This window comes from Synechococcus sp. FACHB-909, assembly GCF_014698945.1.
In the GTDB taxonomy this organism is placed as follows: domain Bacteria; phylum Cyanobacteriota; class Cyanobacteriia; order PCC-6307; family Cyanobiaceae; genus Cyanobium.
In genome coordinates this window covers 577,040-593,990 of record NZ_JACJTY010000001.1, presented here as the reverse complement: position 1 = coordinate 593,990, position 16,951 = coordinate 577,040, and the positions used below count along the sequence as shown (strand labels likewise).

Annotated in this window: 8 protein-coding genes and 1 pseudogene; 4 read left to right on the top strand and 5 right to left on the bottom strand. The window is 68.7% G+C overall.

Annotated elements, in window-relative coordinates; genetic code table 11:
- Nucleotides 1-38 precede the first annotated feature (38 nt).
- Nucleotides 39-10,211 carry a cadherin-like domain-containing protein gene (locus H6G99_RS02905; RefSeq protein ID WP_190609702.1) on the bottom strand — a complete coding sequence of 3,391 codons (10,173 nt, stop codon included), beginning with the start codon at nt 10,209-10,211 and terminating at the stop codon, nt 39-41.
- Nucleotides 10,212-10,703: 492 nt separating this feature from the next.
- Here H6G99_RS02905 and H6G99_RS02900 point away from each other — a divergent pair, with 492 nt between their 5' ends.
- Nucleotides 10,704-11,999, top strand: a complete 1,296-nt coding sequence (locus tag H6G99_RS02900; RefSeq protein WP_190609700.1) for a hypothetical protein — start codon at nt 10,704-10,706, stop codon at nt 11,997-11,999.
- Nucleotides 12,000-12,051: 52 nt separating this feature from the next.
- On the opposite strand, the gene H6G99_RS02895 is transcribed toward H6G99_RS02900, so the two are convergent.
- Nucleotides 12,052-12,726, bottom strand: coding sequence for a DoxX family protein (locus tag H6G99_RS02895; RefSeq protein ID WP_190609699.1), 675 nt, complete (start codon nt 12,724-12,726; stop codon nt 12,052-12,054).
- A 32-nt stretch (nt 12,727-12,758) separates the two neighbouring features.
- On the bottom strand, nt 12,759-14,351 hold the full coding sequence (locus H6G99_RS02890; RefSeq protein ID WP_190609698.1) for an FAD-binding domain-containing protein: 1,593 nt from the start codon (nt 14,349-14,351) through the stop codon (nt 12,759-12,761).
- 361 nt (nt 14,352-14,712) lie between these two features.
- On the opposite strand from H6G99_RS02890, the gene H6G99_RS02885 reads away from it, so the two are divergent.
- The 3 genes and pseudogenes from H6G99_RS02885 (at nt 14,713) to H6G99_RS02875 (ending at nt 16,062) form a co-directional block, all read left to right on the top strand.
- Nucleotides 14,713-14,991, top strand: coding sequence for a PM-15 family protein (locus H6G99_RS02885; protein WP_094584180.1), 279 nt, complete (start codon nt 14,713-14,715; stop codon nt 14,989-14,991).
- A 49-nt stretch (nt 14,992-15,040) separates the two neighbouring features.
- Nucleotides 15,041-15,196 (top strand): annotated as a pseudogene (locus H6G99_RS02880) (CAB/ELIP/HLIP family chlorophyll-binding protein); the annotation flags it as partial.
- 83 nt (nt 15,197-15,279) lie between these two features.
- Nucleotides 15,280-16,062, top strand: a complete 783-nt coding sequence (locus H6G99_RS02875; RefSeq protein ID WP_190609696.1) for a hypothetical protein — start codon at nt 15,280-15,282, stop codon at nt 16,060-16,062.
- Between the two features lie 9 nt (nt 16,063-16,071).
- Here the strand turns inward: H6G99_RS02875 and H6G99_RS02870 are convergent, their stop codons facing one another.
- Together H6G99_RS02870 and H6G99_RS02865 are read right to left on the bottom strand one after the other, a co-directional pair.
- Nucleotides 16,072-16,284, bottom strand: coding sequence for a hypothetical protein (locus tag H6G99_RS02870; RefSeq protein WP_094584182.1), 213 nt, complete (start codon nt 16,282-16,284; stop codon nt 16,072-16,074).
- Nucleotides 16,285-16,353: 69 nt separating this feature from the next.
- Nucleotides 16,354-16,947, bottom strand: coding sequence for a pyridoxamine 5'-phosphate oxidase family protein (locus H6G99_RS02865; RefSeq protein ID WP_094584183.1), 594 nt, complete (start codon nt 16,945-16,947; stop codon nt 16,354-16,356).
- Nucleotides 16,948-16,951: the final 4 nt, after the last annotated feature.

The window sequence follows — 16,951 nt, the reverse complement described above, 5'->3', positions numbered from 1 at the left end:
CAGCCTGCCGTCACAGGGGGGATGGGCGCAATGGCGGCTCACCCCGACAGCTGCGGCAGCTGGCCGGAGGTGGAGAACTGGTAGTTCCAGCTGCGGCTGGCATCGAAGGTCTGGTTGGTGAACAGGTCGGTATAGATGGCGTTCCAGTTGGAGATCCCCCCGTCGCCCATGCCGATCGCCAGCACGTTCACGTTGCTGGCGCCGGCCCTGGCGGCCACGGTGTCGAGGGTGTTGTTGAGGGAGGTCTGGGCCTGGCCCCAGATGTCGACGCCGGCGGCCGTCGGCACCCGGATCGGGGTGCCGCTGCTGGTGTAGCGCAGCCCCGAGCTGAGGATCGGATCGCCGTCGAGCCACGAGCTGGTGGGCAGGGGAACGTTGGTGCCGGTCCAGCCCTGGCCGAAGTCGGGCCGGTTGTCCCACCAGGGGCGCCGTTCGGGGCGGCCGTCGGTGATCATCGCCACCGACACGATCGTGTCGAGGGCGACGTTGGGCAGTTCCTTCACGAGCAGCCGGTCGAGGGCCACCAGGGCCCCGAGCATCTCGGTGCCGCTGTAGCGGTTGCCGTTGGTGCCGGGGGCGGTGTAGGCATCCAGGGAGTTGGGCGCCGGCAGACCGCGGGCGATCCAGTCGGGGCTGGTGGTGGCCCCGTAGGTGATGTCGGGGGTCTGGGTGAGCAGCACATCCCGGGCCAGCAGTTCGCCGAAGTTGGGATTGCTGCCGGTGAAGGTGACCTCGCTGTGGCTGACCAGATAGCCGAAATCGATGGTGTGGATCGTGATCGACCTGGCATTGGTGCTGCTGCCATCGGTGGGGTCGTCCACCAGTTCGTAGTTGAGGATGTCGGTGGCCAGGGTCTGGCTGCTGGTCAGATTGGTGTCATCGAGGAAGGGCTGGAAGGTGTTGCTGCCCTTGAGGGTGTAGCCGTAGCCGGCAGCGGCCAGGGCCGATTTCAAGGTCTCGAAGGCCAGACGGTTCTGGGCCTCGATCCGGGAGACGCCACTGGGGTCGCTGCCCTTCATCGAGGTGGAGCTGTCGAGCAGCAGGTAGAAGTCGACGTGCCTTGGTGCCGGCACCGGAGGGTTGGGCGAGATGGCCAGGTTGTCGTAATCGATGGTCACCGTGGCCGGGTTGCTGATCGCCCCCTGCAGGTCCCTGATCGTGTACTGGATCGGGGTGGGATCGCCGACGAACCCGCTGACTGGGGTGAAGCTGATCTCCTGGGTGGCGCTGTTGACGCTCCAGGTGCCTTCCCCGGCCACCAGCAGCGACTGGCCGGGCCCTGCACTGCCCACGATCGTGATCGAAGCGGGATCCAGGGGGGAATCGAGGTCGCTGTCGTTGTCGGTGACGTTGACCGACGCGGTGGTGCCGGCTGCGGGTCGGATCGGTCCGCCGAAGACGTCGTCGGTGGCCACCGGCGGATCGTTCACCGGCGTGACGGTGATCGAAAGGGTGGAGGCGTCGTTGGCCCCGGAGCCGTCGGTGACGGCGTAGGAGATCAGGGGGACAGGGCCGTTGTAGTTGGCGGCAGGCGTGAAGGAATAGGAGCCGTCGGCGGCGATGGTGAGGCTGCCGGCCCCGGCGATGGTGATGGGGCTGCCGAGGGGGAAGGGACCGCTCTGGCCGGCGATGGAGAAGGAAGCGATCGCGACCGGGCCATCGGGACTGGTGGTGCCGGCCAGGAGATTGCCCGTTGTGGTGCCGCTGTCCTCGGCGATGGAGAGAGTTTCGTTGGCGTCGCTGAAGTCGTCGTTGACCGGCGTGACGGTGATCGAAAGGGTGGAGGCGTCGTTGGCACCGGAACCGTCGGTGACGGCGTAGGTGACCAGCGGAACCGGGCCGTTGTAGTTGGCGGCCGGCGTGAAGGAATAGGAGCCGTTGGCGGCGATGGTGAGGCTGCCGACGCCGGCGATGGTGATGGGGCTGCCAAGGGTGAAGGGACCGCTCAGTCCGGCGACGGAGAAGGAAGCGATCGAAACCGGGCCATCGGGACTGGTGGTGCCGGCGAGGAGATTGCCGGTGGTGGTGCCGCTGTCCTCGGCGATGGAGAGGGTTTCGTTGACGTCGCTGAAGTCGTCGTTGACCGGCGTCACGGTGATGGCGACGGTGTCGGCGTCCGAGAGGGGTGTGGCGCCACTGTCGGTGGAGAGAACGGTGAGGGTATCGGCGCCGTTGAAGTTGGGGTTGGGCAGATAAGAGAGGGTGGCGAGAGCGGCATTGATCTGGGCCTGGCTGCCACTGAGGGTGAGGCTGCTGGTGCCATTGCCCCCATTGCTGATGGTGGCACCGTTGAGGGCGCCAATGGTCAGGATGCCGTTGGCAACCGTTAATCGCGTGCTGGCGAGATTGCCATCGACATCATTGACGGAAATGACATTCGCCCCGCTAAAGAAAAGGGAGGTCTCTTCATCGATGCTCTGGCCCGCCGGGACGGTGTTGACGGGCGGGTCGTTCGTCGGTGTGACCGTGATCGAAAGGGTGGAGGAATCGTTGAGGCCGGAACCGTCGGTGACGACGTAGGAGATCAGGGGAACCGGGCCGTTGTAGTTGCTGGCCGGCGTGAACGAATAGGAGCCGTTGGCGGCGATGGTGAGGCTGCCGACGCCAGCGATGGTGAAGGGGCTGCCGAGGGGGAAGGGACCGCTCTGGCCGGCGATGGAGAAGGAAGCGATCGAAACCGGGCCATCGGGACTGGAGGTGCCGGCGAGGAGATTGCCGGTGGTGGTGCCGCTGTCCTCGGCGATGGAGAGGGTTTCGTTGGCGTCGCTGAAATCGTCGTTGACCGGCGTGACGGTGATCGAAAGGGTGGAGGAGTCGTTGAGACCGGAGCCGTCGGTGACGACGTAGGAGATCAGGGGAACCGGGCCGTTGTAGTTGGCGGCTGGAGTGAAGGAATAGGAGCCGTTGGCGGCGATGGTGAGGCTGCCGACCCCGGCGATGGTGACGGGACTGCCGAGGGGGAAGGGCCCGCTCTGGCCGGCGATGGAAAAGGACGCGATCGAGACCGGGCCATCGGGACTGGTGGTGCCGGCGAGGAGATTGCCGGTGGTGGTGCCGCTGTCCTCGGCGATGGAGAGGGTTTCGCTGACGTCGCTGAAGTCGTCGTTGACCGGCGTGACGGTGATGGCGAGGGTGGAGGAATCGTTGGGCCCTGAGCCGTCGGTGACGACGTAGGAGATCAGGGGAACGGTGCCGTTGTAGTTGGCGGCCGGCGTGAACGAATAGGAGCCGTTGGCGGCGATGGTGAGGCTGCCGACCCCGGCGATGGTGACGGGACTGCCGAGGGGGAAGGGACCGCTCTGGCCGGCGATGGAGAAGGAAGCGATCGCGACCGGGCCATCGGGACTGGTGGTGCCGGAGAGGAGATTGCCCGTTGTGGTGCCGCTGTCCTCGGCGATGGAGAGAGTTTCGTTGGCGTCGCTGAAGTCGTTGTTGACCGGCGTGACGGTGATGGTGAGGGTGGAGGTGTCGTTGGCACCAGAGCCGTCGGTGACGGCGTAGGAGATCAGCGGAACCGGGCCGTTGTAGTTGGCGGCCGGCGTGAAGGCATAGGAGCCGTTGGCGGCGATGGTGAGGCTGCCGACGCCGGCGATGGTGACGGGACTGCCGAGGGGGAAGGGCCCGCTCTGGCCGGCGATGGAGAAGGAGGCGATCGAGACCGGACCATCGGGACTGGAGGTGCCGCTCAGGAGACTGCCGGTGGTGGTGCCGCTGCCCTCGGCGATGGAGCGGGTTTCGTTGGCGTCGGTGAAGTCGTCGTTGGCCGGCGTCACCGAGATCAGGAACGTCTGGATGGCACTGGTGTCGATGCCGCCGTTGGCGGTGCCGCCGCTGTCGCGAACGCGCACCGAAACGGTGGCCGTGCCGGTGGCATTGGCCGCCGGGGTGTAGGTGAGACGCCCGCTGGCGTCGATGGTGGGCTGGGCGCTGAACAGGGCGTTGTTGTTGTTGGTGACCAGAAAGCTGAGGGCCTGGCCGGCCTCGTCGGCACCACCGCCGCGGCTCAGGCCTGTCGCCCAGCCGGTCACGCTCTGGGCCCCGGCGTCCTCCAGCAGGGTCTGATCCGGCCCCCTGGTGAAGGCCGGCACGTCGTTGACGGGGGTGACGCTGGTGTTGAGGGAGGTGGGGTCGGAGTAGCGGCCGGTGGGACCGAGCAGGGGGGTGAGGTTGGTGGCGGCGCTGAAGGCCAGGGGGGTGTCGGCGACGCGGAGTCTGAGACCGCCCGGGGTGCCGTTGAAGTTGGGGCTGCTGGGGAGGAAGCGGAGCGAGGCGGAGGTGGGCAGCAGCAGGGCGGCGCTCTCGGAGGGGGAGGCGATGGTGACCCAGCCGGCTCCGGCGTTGAGGTTGTACTGCCAGACGCCCTGGGCGGCGGTGGCGGCGTTGCCGGTGATGGCGATGCCGCCGAGGGCGGAAGCGGCATTGGCGCCGCCGGTGACGCTGCGCTGGTCGTCGGCCGTATCCCTGAAGCCGAAACCGAGGGCGGCGATGGTGGCGCCGGGAGGGTTGGGGTTGTCCTCGGTGGTGGCGGCGAGGCTGGCGGCGCTGGCGGTGGGCCGGTCGTTGACGTTGGTGACGGTGGTGGCGATGGTGCGATTGACAGCACTCCACGCACCGGTGGCGGTGGTGCCGCCGGCGGTGGCCAGGTTGAAGGTGGTGGTGGGTGTGGTGCTGGTGGCGAGGGGAGCGCTGGCATCGGCGAGACGCACCAGCAGGCGGCCGGGGGTGCCGTGGAAGTTGGCGGCAGGCACAAACCGCACCCGGCTGGCGGCACTGAAGACGAGGGCGGCGGCGGTGGAGAGGCCGGCGCTGGGGAGGTTGATCCAGTCGGCGGGGACGGCGGGATTGGGCGTGGCGGAGGTGGAGATCTGCCAGACGCCCTGGGCGGCGGTGTAGCTCGTGGAGCCGACGACGGCAAGGAAGGAGAAGGGGGTGGCCGTGCTGCCGCCGCCGTTGGCGGTCTGGTTGTCGGTGGCGTCGGAATAGCCGAAGGCCAGGGAGCTGAGGGTGGCGCCGGCGATGGCGGCGGCGGCGACGTCTTCCGCGATGGCGGGGAGGACGACGTTGGTGGTGGCGACGGGCTGGTCGTTGAGGGGGGTCACCGTCAGGGCGACGCTCCTGACGGCCTGCCGGGCGCCGCCGCTGCCGGTGCTGCCCAGGTCATTGACGACCACGGTGAGCGTGGCGCTCCCGTGGAAGTTGGCGGTGGGGGTGTAGGTGAGCGAGGCCAGGGCCGCGTTGAGATTGGCCTCGGTGCCGGTCACGGTCAGGCTGGTGGTGCCGTAGTTGCCTCCTGTCACGGTCAGTCCCGTGCGGGTGACCAGGTTGATGGTTCCCCGGTTGACAGCGACGGTGAGCCGCTGGAGGGCGCCGAAGTCGTCGGGGTCGGAGAAGCTGATCAGGTTGGCGCCTGTGAAGGCGTTGGCGCCGCTGTCCTCCACCACGGTGCGGGTAACCGGCGCCGTCAGCACCGGGGCCTCGTTGGTGGAGGACACGTTGATGGTGAACGCGCCGGTGGCGGAGTTGTTTCCGATCACCCCCACGGCTTCGGCCCCGTTGTCGAAATCGAAGGCGGTGGCGGTGATCGTCACCACCCGATCCACGTTGGGGTTGGCCGGGGTGTAGCGGAGGGTGTTCAGGGCCGCCTGCACCTGGGTACGGGTGCCCCGCACCTGCACGCTGGCGGTGCCGTTGGTGGTGAGGGTGGCGCCGTTGGCGTTCTGGATCAGCAGGGTGCCGTAGGGGCTGCCGGCGTCGGTGGCACTGAGGGTCACCCGGATGTCATCGCTGGCCCCCTGGCTGGTGTCCCTCGTGTCCTGGATGGCGAAGCCGCTGCTGATGTTGAGGAAGGTGCCGCCGGCGATCACCGTGTTGGCGGGAACCGCCAGCACCGGCGCATCGTTGACCGGCGTGATGCGTACGCCGTTGTCGACGGACACCCGGTGGCCGGCGGGCACATTGGCGTGGCCGAAATCCGTGAGGCTGGTGCGCAGGAAAAGGCTGCCCAGGCCGCTGCCGGCGCCGTTGAAGTCGGGGGCCCCCTGGAAGCGCAGCAGATTGAGGGCGGTCTGCACCGCCGTCAGCGGGCCGGTGAGGGTGATCGTGTTGGTGCCGTCGCCTGTGGCGGCGCTCAGGCCGGCGATGGCGCCCAGCAGCAGCCGGCCTTCGGTGGCGGCATCGGCAAGGACCGTTCGCGCGGCATCGCGGAACAGCTGCACCTGCACGCTGACGTTGCGGCCGAAGCTGTCGGCGTCGGCCAGCACGAAGCCGCCCAGGCTGACGCTGGCGTCTTCGTTGACGCTGAACAGCGTGGGGTTGGTGATCGTGGGCAGATCGTTGAGGTTGGAGGCCGTCAGAGCGATGTCGCGGCTGATCCGGTTGTTGGCGGCGTCGATGGGCACCGGATTGCCGGCCCCATCGTTCTGGTTGACCGGGCCACCGTTGGCCCCCACCCCCAGCACGCCCGCGGCGCTGTAGAGGCGGTCGTCGACGCTGACGCGCAGCTTGAGGTTGCTGGCATCCAGGTCGGCGCCGAAGGCCACCGTGAGGCTGGCGAGCACCGCATTGATTTCGCTGCGGGTGCCCTGCACCACCAGGCTGTTGCTGCCCTTGCCGCTCAGGAAGGCCCGCGCTGAGCTGGGATTGGCTGAGGTGAAGGAGATCAGCCCGGAGGGCACCACCGCATTGGCCCCATCGAGCAGCTGGGCCTCGATCCGCAGCAGATCGGTTTCTCCGCTCCCGATCGTGTCCAGATCGCTGTCGGTGGCGCGCAGCAGCCCGCCGCTGGCCACGGCCACCGGGGTGGCGCCGCTGCCGAAGACGTCAAGGGAAGCCGGGGAACTCAGGCTGGGCAGGTCGTTGGCGGGCGTGACGGCGATGACAAAGGTGCCGGGAATTTCGTTGGTGGCACCGCTGATCGGGTTGTCGCCACCGCCGTCGCTCACCCGGAAGCTGAAGGCATCGCTGCTGGTCTCGGTCCCGTCGTGCAGGTAGGTGATCAGGTTGTTGTCGAGATCGGCCTGGGTGAACACGCTGTTCACACCCAGGGCACGGCCGTTGAGGAACAGCCGACCGTTGCTGGTGGGGGACGTGATCCGGTACTGGCGCTGGATCGGACTGTTGTCGGAATCGCCGTACGCCAGCCGGAGTGCCGTGCTGCTGCTGGCGCTTCCAGTGATCACACCGCGGGAACCTTCCGCCACGGTGAGGGGCGTGTTTTCGATCGCAGCCGGCGGGTCGTTCAGGGGCGCGATCGTCAGGGGCACCGTCACCGGGGTGCCGGGGGCGTCGAAGCGGTCGAGGGGGGTGAAGACGAAGCTGTCGGCCAGTTCCCCGGGCCCGTCGTTGCCGTTGTGGCGATAGCGCAGGCGGCCCGCCGACAGCTGGCTCTGGCTGATGCGGAGCGTGGCGCGATTGAGGCTGCCGCCGCTGCCATCGCCGATCACGGTCCAGGCGCCGCTGCCGGTGGCGTCGAACTCGAGCACGCCGTTGGCCGGCAGGGTGTCGATCCGCAGCCGTCGCTGGTCGGCTGTGTCGGCCTGGGAGAAGCTGCCCGGATCCCAGAGGGCATCGGCGCCGGGGTTGGGGTTGCCGGGAGCTCCGGCGAACACCTGCTGTCCCGAACCATCCACGTCGGCGATGGTGATGTCGCGGCGCTCCGCCGCCCCCAGCAGCGGTCCGGGGCTGGAACTGTTGAAGGTCAAGGTGCCCCCTTCCACCAGCAGGCTGGTGCTGCCACTGACGCTGGCGCTGGGGGCATCGTTGATCGGCGTGACCCGGATCGCGAAGCGGAAATCGCTGGCTCCGTTGCTGACGACGCTGCGGCCATCACTGATGTTGAAGCGGAAGCCGGAATCGAAGACTTCCCCTCCACCGTGCACGAAGGTGAGCCGCCCGTTGTTGATGTCGTCCTGGGTGAAGACGTCCAGGTTGTTGAGGACCACACCGTTGCGCTGCAGGCTGCCTCCCGCCGGCGCGGCGGTGAGCCGGTAGACCCGCTCGGCCGGGTTGCTGTCGCTGTCGCTGATGGCCAGATCCGTGGCCCGGATCGTCACCGTGGCAGCTTCGCTGGTGCGCAGCAGGTTGTTGGTGGCCAGGCTGGGGGCGGCATTGGCTGGCAGGGAGGTGGGCGCGTTGCCGCCACCGCTGCTGGGGGTGCCCAGGGAATTGAGGTAGGTGAGGCGGAAGCTGATCGGCGTCAGCGGATCCCCCGGCAGGGGCTGGGGCGTGCTGTTGGTGTGGATGCCGCCGTCGCGGGTCTGGGTGAAGCCGCCGGGAAGCAGGCCGATGGCGCCGTCCTCCACCGTGAACGTGAAGTCCGCCGTGGTGCCCGATGGGGTGCCGTTGACGAAGTTGAACCGCAGCCGACCGGTGTCGATGTCGTCCTGGCTGAAGCTGCCGCTGCTGAGCAGGCCCACCCAGGTGCCGCCACGGAACACCTGCAGCTGCCCCCGGGCCGGATCCGCTGCCGCCGTAAGGGTGTAGGTGAGGTTGGAGGACGGCGAATCCGCGTCGCTGACCCTCAGGGCGGCGGCCGTGATCGCCGTGCTGCCGGTGGGGGTGACGATCGGGTTGTTGGCGGTGAGGGTGGGGTCATCGTTGACCCGCTGCACCGCCAGGGTGATGACGGCGTTGCTGCTGAGCACCCCGCCGGTTCCCTGGCCGCCGCCGTCGTCGCTGACGCGGACGCCGAAGCTCTCGTTCGGGGGGAAGCCGCCATTGAGGTCGTTGCCGTCGTGGTCGTAGGTGAGGCCCGCCAGCGAAGGAAGGGTGAACGGTGCCGTGATCGGGGTGCCGTTGTAGCGGAGCGTGCCCCTTGAGGGCAACGACGTGATCACGACCGTGTGGGCCACGCCCGCGGCCTGGTCGGCATCACTGATGCTGAGGGTGACCGGCACCCCACGCTGGCCCTCGAAGACGGCAACCGAGCCACTCACGGCCGGTGCCTGGTTGACGGGGGTGAGGCTGATCGGAACGGTCGCCGAAGCGATCCGCCCACCGGCACCATCGTCGACGGAGACGGTGACGGCATCACTGTCGCTGCCGGCGATCACCCCGGGCAGCACCTGGGAGCCGTCATGGGTGTAGGTGAAACTTCCCCTGAAGCTGCTGGAGAAGCTGGAGCCCACCACCAGGGGATTGCCATTGAGCCTGATGGTTCCTTTGCCCGGCAGGGAGGTGATCCGGTAGATCACCTGCTCGGGCAGGTTGTCCACATCCGAGAGGGTGAAGTTCGCCAGCGTGAAGTTGGAAGTGCCGCCTTCCGCCACCACCAGGGGGCTGGTGACCAGGGTGGGGGCATCGTTGACCGGGGTGACCTGGATCGGCCCGGTGGTGAGGCTGATGGGGCCGTCGCCATTGGTGAGATCGGTGGCGGTCAGGGTGAGGCTGGGCGCCAGCGGAGTGTTGACGCTGTTGGCGTTGGCCGCCGGCGTGAACAGGAGGCTGGCGATCGCCGCATTGATGGCGGCCAGGCTGCCTTCCAGGGTGAGATCGGCGCTGCCGTTGCTGCCGCTGGTGATCAGGGCGGCGCTGGCCAGGGTGGCGGTGCCCCCCGTGGTGGTGATCCGCAGCCGCAGCGTGATGGGGCCCCCACCGTTGTCGCTGTCGGCCACGCTCAGGCCGGTGATGGCCAGGGGGGTGTCCTCGGCGGTGATGCGGGTGCCGACGAAGCTGTCGTTCAGCACCGGGGCGGCGGCGAACTCCGCGGCCAGCCAGCGGCCATCGATCAGGAGCTGGTGCTGGTCGTTGTCGGCCAGGATCGCCGCCCGCTGCGCCTCAACCAGGGGAGCACCGGTGACCAGGGCGGCGAACAGGGCGCCCTCATCCCCCCGGGCATCGAGGGGGCCGTTCAGCCACTGATCGATGGCGTGACCCACTTCCTCCAGCAGGACGCGCTGAATGGCCTCCACGGAGGTGGCCAGGGACAGCCAGTTGGCATTGATGTAGATCCTCTGCCGCCCATCAGGATCGCCGGGTGTGTAGGCACCGCTGGCGCCTGAGAGTTCCTCTCCGCTGCGCCGTTCGATCGCCAGCTGAAGGCCTGGCCCCCGCAACACCTGAGCGAGGGAAATCACCCGGGACTGGAACTGATCGGAATCGGTGCCGGCGGTGGCGAACGTGTCACTCAGCAGATCCTCATAGTCATCCCGCAGGGGTAGGTCTTCGAGGATTCTGTTGACATTCAGCAGGGCAGTCGCCCATCGCAGCTCCATGTCCTCCGTCAGGGCCAGATCGATCGTTTCCTCGGGGACGACCTGTCGGTGCAGGCTCTCGCTTCTGGGTGGACCGGCAAGGCTGGCTTGGCCCAAAAGTCCTGACAGGAGGTCAAGCCCGAGGAATTTCATGCCTGGATCTGGTCGATAGTTCGCGTGGTGCGGATCCTATGGCAACGACCTCTCTTGCCGATTCTGTGAACGTGACAGGGCCGCTCTCGAGATCGTCGCGCCCATCTAAAATCCACGTGTTAAGAACATTAAAGTTGCCCTAGAGGATCGTTATAGAGACCCAGGAATGGGCGTTTTTGGCCACGGCTGACGGTGCATATTGCTAGGAATTCCAAAACAAGAAAAAGTGTCCAAAATCTTGCTTCCGTTTCGACCTGCCCCTGATCGGCCGCTCTCGCCGCGCCCTGCATCCGCCCGTGCCGGGAGGGCCATCGCTGTTCGCCTCGCCCTGCTCCCGTCTTTTCTTTCGTTCTCGGAGCCGTGGTCGCGATCGGCCCGGCCCGGGCGGCGATCTGCCCCGATGGAACCGAGGCGGAGTTCTGCCTGCCTCCCGTCACCCCGCCGACACCGCCGACACCGCCGACACCGACGCCTTCACCGTCCACACCGGCGACGCCGGCCGCCGTCGTGCCGATCCGCCCCGTGCGGGTCGATGTCTACCGACTCGACGCCCGGTTGCTTCCCCTTGGCGCCGGGATGGGCTGGCGGAGCTTCAGCCGTGATCTGCTGGAGCCCCTGCCCCAGAAGGTGCGCGAGTCCTCTCCCCTCGCCGACCCGGAGCCGGAGGGGCCGTCCACCTCGGCCTTCCGCTTCAGTGTTCAGCCCGGGGGTTACTTCAGTGACCGAGACGGCTGGCGGCTTCGGGTGTTCGGCAATGGCTTCGGCGGTCCCCTGATCAGCGGTGTCGCTGGGGGTCCCTCCTCGGTGAGTGGGGCCCAGATGGGTCTGCGCCTCGACTACGCCATCGGCGATCTGTTGATCGGTGCCTTCGGCCGCTTCGGGTCACTCCAGGCACAGGGCGGCTCCGTCAATGATTTCGGGGTCCCTTTCAACGGCCAATCCGCCAATGGCAGCCTGGGTGGTGGCGGGGTGCTGGTGCAGTTCGCCAAGCCCGGTTGGTTCATCGGTGCGGCGCTGGGAGGCGATGCTCTGACGACCGATCAACCGTTCGGCATCAGCAGCTCCAACGCCATCGGTGCCCGCTACAGCAAGTCCTCGGTCGGCGGCAGCGCTTTCAATCTGGCCACCAGTTTCGGTGGCAGGATCCGGCTGTCCGATCGTCAGGTTCTCGAACCCAGCGCCCTCCTCACCCTGACCAGCCTCTCGCTGGGCGGTGCAACGGTCTTCGATGGGTTCACCAACCGCTTCTGGAGCGTGCCCGGCTCCAGCAGCACCGTCGGCACCGCCGACATCGGCATCACCTGGAGGGCTCCCCTGCACCAGGGCAGGAATCTGCTCACGCCCTCGGTGCGCCTCAGCTGGCTGGGGGCCGGCTTCCTCGGCCAGGCCCCGGCCAATGCGGTCACCGATGGCATCTCCCTGGCCACCACCCTGCCCGCCGGCTCCCTGACCCAGACCAGTGGACTGGGGCTGCAGGGAGGCCTGGCCTACACCCTGAGGGACAACACCACGTTCTACATCCGTGGCGGGGCGGGGTTCTATGGCGCCGGCACCGCCTGGGATGTCGGTGGCGGGGTGCAGTTCCGCTGGGGGGGAGCCCCACGGGCCACGGCAGCCAAGGCCAGTGGCGCCGATCCTTCCACCTCAAACCCCTGAGGGCTGGCCAGGTTCTGATCTGGAGCCGGTCAGGAAGGACGTTGGAGGGCCTTCAGGCCCCTTCCCCCATCAGTCCGAAGACGGAAGTCTCTTCCTTCTGCACGCTGCCGGCATCCCGGGAATCGATGCTGTCCTTCAGCAGGCCATCGACGATGCCGGCATCGAACGAGTAACGGCCTGGACCGACCAGAAGCAGGGCCAGGCTGCCGCCCAGGTACAGAACCACCAGCTCCAGCACGTAGATGTTGAAGCCGCTGGTGAGAATGTGGTGGTAGGCGGCCACGGCCATGGTGCCGGTGAGGGCCAGGGCCCCCAGGGGCGAGAGCAGGCCGAGGATCAGCAGCCAGCTGCCCAGGATTTCCGAGTAGCCCGCCACATGGGCAAGGAACAGGGGGAAAGGCAGGTGCAGGGGCACCACGTAGTTGGTCGCGAACGCCTGCGGATCGGCCAGCTTGTCCTGGCCGTGGTGGATCATCATCGCGCCGATCGCCAGCCTCAGGATCAGCAATCCGACGTTGGCAAGCCGCCCTTCCCGCAGGAGGTAGGACCTCAGGGCCTGGCGGACCGTTGCGGCAATCGCGGTGACGGAGGCAGGAGCGGGAGCGGGGGCGTCCACGCCCGTGGGCACGACAGCAGCGACCGTCGGCCGGTTGAGCGCCAGCATCCACAGGGCGATGAAGGCGGTGAAGAAGCCCGCGAAGATCTCGAGCAGGACAGTGGTGGTCATGGTCGGGGGAGAATTGTGAAGATTCTGGCGATTCAGGTAACGGAACGTGAAGCGTTCTCCGGACCCAGCCCCAGATCCAGGCACAGCTGACCCTCGGCCGCCCGCGATGACCGGCGACGGCCGCCGCCGCTCCTCCTGCCGGTGGGAGGAAGGCCCGAGCGGCGCGAGCCGTGCCGTTCCTGGATCGCGTCGGCGGCGGCGCCGAAGCCGCTCTGGCGCCGCAGGCCCCAGAGCCGTTCCCGGGCCTGGCGGGCGGCGGCGGCCACATCCACGATCGGGGCCGGATAGTCGGGGCCGATGCGGCAGCCGCTGGCGGCCTGGGTGGCCGGATCCATCCGCCACGGCTCGTGGCGCCAGATCGCTGGCACCCCGGCCAGCTCCGGCAGCCAGCGCCCCAGAAATGTCCCCTCCGGGTCGTGGTCGAGGCCCTGCTTGATCGGGTTGTAGATCCGGATCGTGTTGATGCCCGTGGTGCCGCTCTGCATCTGGCACTGGCTCCAATGGATGCCGGGCTCGTAGTCCACGAACTGGCGTGCCAGGTGCAGGCCGCTGTCGCGCCAGTCGATCCAGAGGTGATGGCTGGCGAACGACAGCAGCATCGCCCGCATGCGGAAGTTCATCCAGCCGCTGGCCCGCAGGGCGCGCATGCAGGCATCCACGAACGGCACCCCGGTGCGCCCCTCGCTCCAGGCCGCCAGCCGTTCGGGGTCGGAGATGCGCAGCCCCCGGGTGGCGGGGTGGAGCTCCAGGACCTCGATCGAGGGCTCGCTCTCCAGCTTCTGGATGAAGTGGCAGTGCCAGTGCAGCCGTGACAGGAAGGCGTCGAGGGCCCGGGGCCAGCCCGCGGCCGCCTCGGCAGGCAGGGTCGCCAGGGCCGCCCGCCGGGCCCGGGTGGTCTGGGTCACCTCCCCCATCGACAGGGTGCCCCAGGCCAGGTGGGGCGAGAGCCGCGAGCAGCCCTCGAAGGCGGTCAGGGGACTGGAGAGCCGCCGGTGGTAGCCGCGCCCCCGCTGGTGCAGGAAGCCGTCCAGCAGCTCCAGGCCGGCCCGCCGGCCACCCCGCTGCCGCTCCGGGCAGGGGTCCGACGCCAGGCCCAGGTCGGCGGCGGTGGGCAGGTCCCGGGGGGCGATTCCCTCCAGGGGGGGCAGGGCGACGGGAGCCTCCAGCAGCGGTTCGGCCATGCGCCGCTCCCAGTCCCGGGCCCAGCCGCGGCGATCCCGGCGTCCCCGGGTCACCCCGAAGCTGGCCACCTCCTGCCAGGGGATCCCCCGTTCGCGGGCCCAGGCGGCCACCCGCCGGTCCCGGGCGTAGGTCCAGAGGTTGCCGGTCTCCTGGTGGCTCCAGAGACCGGCGATGCCAAGGCGACGGTGGGCGGCCTCCAGCACGGTCACCACCTCGCCGACCCGCACCACCAGGGGCTGTCCCCGTTCGGCCAGCGCCTGCCCCAGCTCCTCCAGCGCCTCCCGGCAGAAGCTCCACTGGCGGCCCGAGCTGTCGGGTTGCCGCCACAGCTCCGGTTCGACCACGTAGAGGGGCAGCACCGGTCCCCGCCGGGCCGCTTCCACCAGGGGGCGGTGGTCGGCGAGGCGCAGATCGCGCTTGAACCAGACCACCTGAAGCGCCATCACCGCAGCCGAGGAATCCGCTTCAGCGCTTCGGCAGGTCGCTGGGTCGCAGCACCACGACCACCACGCCCACCACCACCATCACGATCAGCACCGCCGCCCCGGCCAGGGGCAGCACCGTTTCCGTCTCCATCCGCCCGCCCGCCGACTGTCCCCCCATCCTGGTGGGGCGAACGGGGCAGCGCGGGCAAAAAAAAGGACGGGTCAGCCAGACCCGCCCCCGAAGAACGTCTTAAGAAATGTAAACGCGGCGATGGTGCAACCGCGAGGGCCCCTCCGGATTCGCCCTCTGATGCGCTCGGAGGCCGTCCGCGGTCCCCGGAGACGCGCGCCATAGTCTTCATGTTCCGTTACATCAGCCATGACGGTCGGCGAGCTCTACCTCGAATCCCTGTCCACCGGCGTCATCACCCCCGCCGAGCTCTCCTGGCTCACCCACGGCCAGGACCGCTTCTCCCGTCTGGAGGAGGCCACCGCTCTGCGGCTCGGCCGCCTGCTCGACCAGGGGGACATCCAGCTGGGTTGCCGTCTGGCCCCCACGGGCGATCCCTCTTTCGCCCCCGCCTCACCGGCCCCGGCGCAGGCCGCTGGGGTGCTGGAGGAGTGGATCGAACCCCTGGGGCGTCGACGGCATCGTTGACGACAGTCACAACGCTTCACGATCGTTTACACTCCCTTCAAGTTTCGCAACGAACCCACCCATGTCTGACTCCACCACCCGCTTCGGCTTCGTCGCCTTCGCTGAAACCTGGAACGGCCGCCTGGCCATGCTCGGTTTCGTCATCGGTCTCGGCACCGAGATCCTGACCGGCCAGGGCATCCTTGCCCAGATCGGCCTCGGCTGATTTCGGCTCCTGCCTTCGCAGCATCGGCCCGGGTGGTTCTGCCATCCGGGCTTTGATGTCTGCGGCGTTCACCCCGCTCCCCCATGGCGCACGCTCTCGTCTTCGTACTGGCTCCCGAGGGAGGCCTTCCCAGCGATGGCGCGTCCTGGGAGGAGATCCTGGCGGCCCAGCGCCTGGGCGTCCGCAGCGGCATCGCCCTGCGCATGTTCCGCGTCCCCGCCGAGCAGCCCCCGAGCCTGGACGACCTGGTCAGCTCCGGCCAGGCCAACGTCAGTGGGGCCGACCCCTTCGAACCCCTGCGCACCAGCCCCTGCCCGGAGGAGCCATCCGCCGCTGTCTCCGCGGATCCGGGGCCGGCGCGGCGGCTGATCTGCGATGCGGTGGTGCCCCATCTCGAGCCACGGGCCCTCTGGCTCGGCGCCTACGAGCTCAGCGGCCCGGAACTGCAGCCGAGCGCCGGCCACCCGGCCGAACGCCTGGGGATCGAGACGGTCCGCTGCCTCGACCAGTTCTCCCTGCGCGAGGCCGACAACGAGACCTGCTGGTTCTATCCCACCGAGAACGGCCAGTATCTCTGCTGGGAGAACCAGCGCAGCCTCGAGCTGGCCCCCGGCTATCCGGCCGATTCCTGTCTGCAGGCGGGGCCGGTCTCCTACCAGCGCAGCGACCTGCAGCTCCTCTGGTCACTGATGGCCGACGACCAGGCCCTGACCTGTGTTGGGCTCACCTACCAGAAACGACGCATCGAATGGCCGGTCGCCGCCAGCGACCCGGAACCCTTCGCCACCTGGACCGCGTTCCGGGTCGATGCCATGGCCGATGACACCTACCGGGAAATGGCGAACATCACCGTTTTCCCGACCTGAGCGGCCGCCTCAGCCGGCCTGCTCGTACAGCTGCTCCAGCCGCTCGCGGCTGAGGTCGACGTAGAGAACTTCCTCACCGTGGGCGGGAGCTTCCGGGTGGCGCTGGCGCGGGGAGGGGGTAGAGGCGGCGCTGCGCAGGTTCTGGGTCATCAGGGCGAAGGCGCCGCCGGCGATCACCGCGAAGCTCACCCCGTAAACGATGGGGAACAGGACGTCCAGCATGGGTCGCTCGCTTTTGCCCAGGCTAATGTAACGATCTGTTAATCGTGGCTGCCGCGCCCCCGCAGTGCGCTATGGATTCAGCCACTCCTCCTTCCAGCTGTTGTCGGCCCGCCAGAGGCGGCGCCGGTGGGGGTGACCGCTCAGCTCCAGCAGCTCCACCCGTTGCAGCCCCACCCGCAGCAGCTCGAAGTGCTCCGGCCGCGGGACCTCCTCCCCCAGTTCCCGGGGGAACGGCCCTTCGCTCTGGAGGGGTTCCCCCGGCGCCGGCCAGCCCCACAGGGCCCGGCCCCGGGGGGTGAGGGCCTGCCAGTGGAACGTCAGGGCCCGTTGCTCCTCCTCGCCAGCCAGCGGCAGCCGCTGGCCCCGCAGCCGGAACTGGCTGCGCGCTCTGGGCAGCAGCCAGCAGAGTTCCACAGGGGCGGTGCCGGCGAGTTCGCCACTCTTGGCGCTGCGGCGGTCGGTGAGCAGATCGAGGCTGGCCGCTCCGGCCCAGCAGCGGAACACCAGGGTGCGCACCCGCGGGGTGCCGTCCGCCGCCACGCTGGCCAGCTGCAGCCAGCGGGCCTGGGGGGAGCGGCCCTGCCGCTCAAGGGCACCGCGCAGCAGCGGCCGCCAGGGGGGCAGGGGCTGCTCAGGGGGCGGCGTCGGGTGGGAGTCGGACATCGGC

Coding starts and splice junctions, on each gene's coding strand:
- H6G99_RS02905 (WP_190609702.1), bottom strand. CDS start 10,211: ATGGAGCTGCGATGGGCGACTGCCCTGCTGAATGTCAACAGAATCCTC.
- H6G99_RS02870 (WP_094584182.1), bottom strand. CDS start 16,284: ATGCTGGACGTCCTGTTCCCCATCGTTTACGGGGTGAGCTTCGCGGTG.
- H6G99_RS02865 (WP_094584183.1), bottom strand. CDS start 16,947: ATGTCCGACTCCCACCCGACGCCGCCCCCTGAGCAGCCCCTGCCCCCC.
- H6G99_RS02890 (WP_190609698.1), bottom strand. CDS start 14,351: ATGGCGCTTCAGGTGGTCTGGTTCAAGCGCGATCTGCGCCTCGCCGAC.
- H6G99_RS02885 (WP_094584180.1), top strand. CDS start 14,713: ATGACGGTCGGCGAGCTCTACCTCGAATCCCTGTCCACCGGCGTCATC.
- H6G99_RS02895 (WP_190609699.1), bottom strand. CDS start 12,726: ATGACCACCACTGTCCTGCTCGAGATCTTCGCGGGCTTCTTCACCGCC.
- H6G99_RS02875 (WP_190609696.1), top strand. CDS start 15,280: ATGGCGCACGCTCTCGTCTTCGTACTGGCTCCCGAGGGAGGCCTTCCC.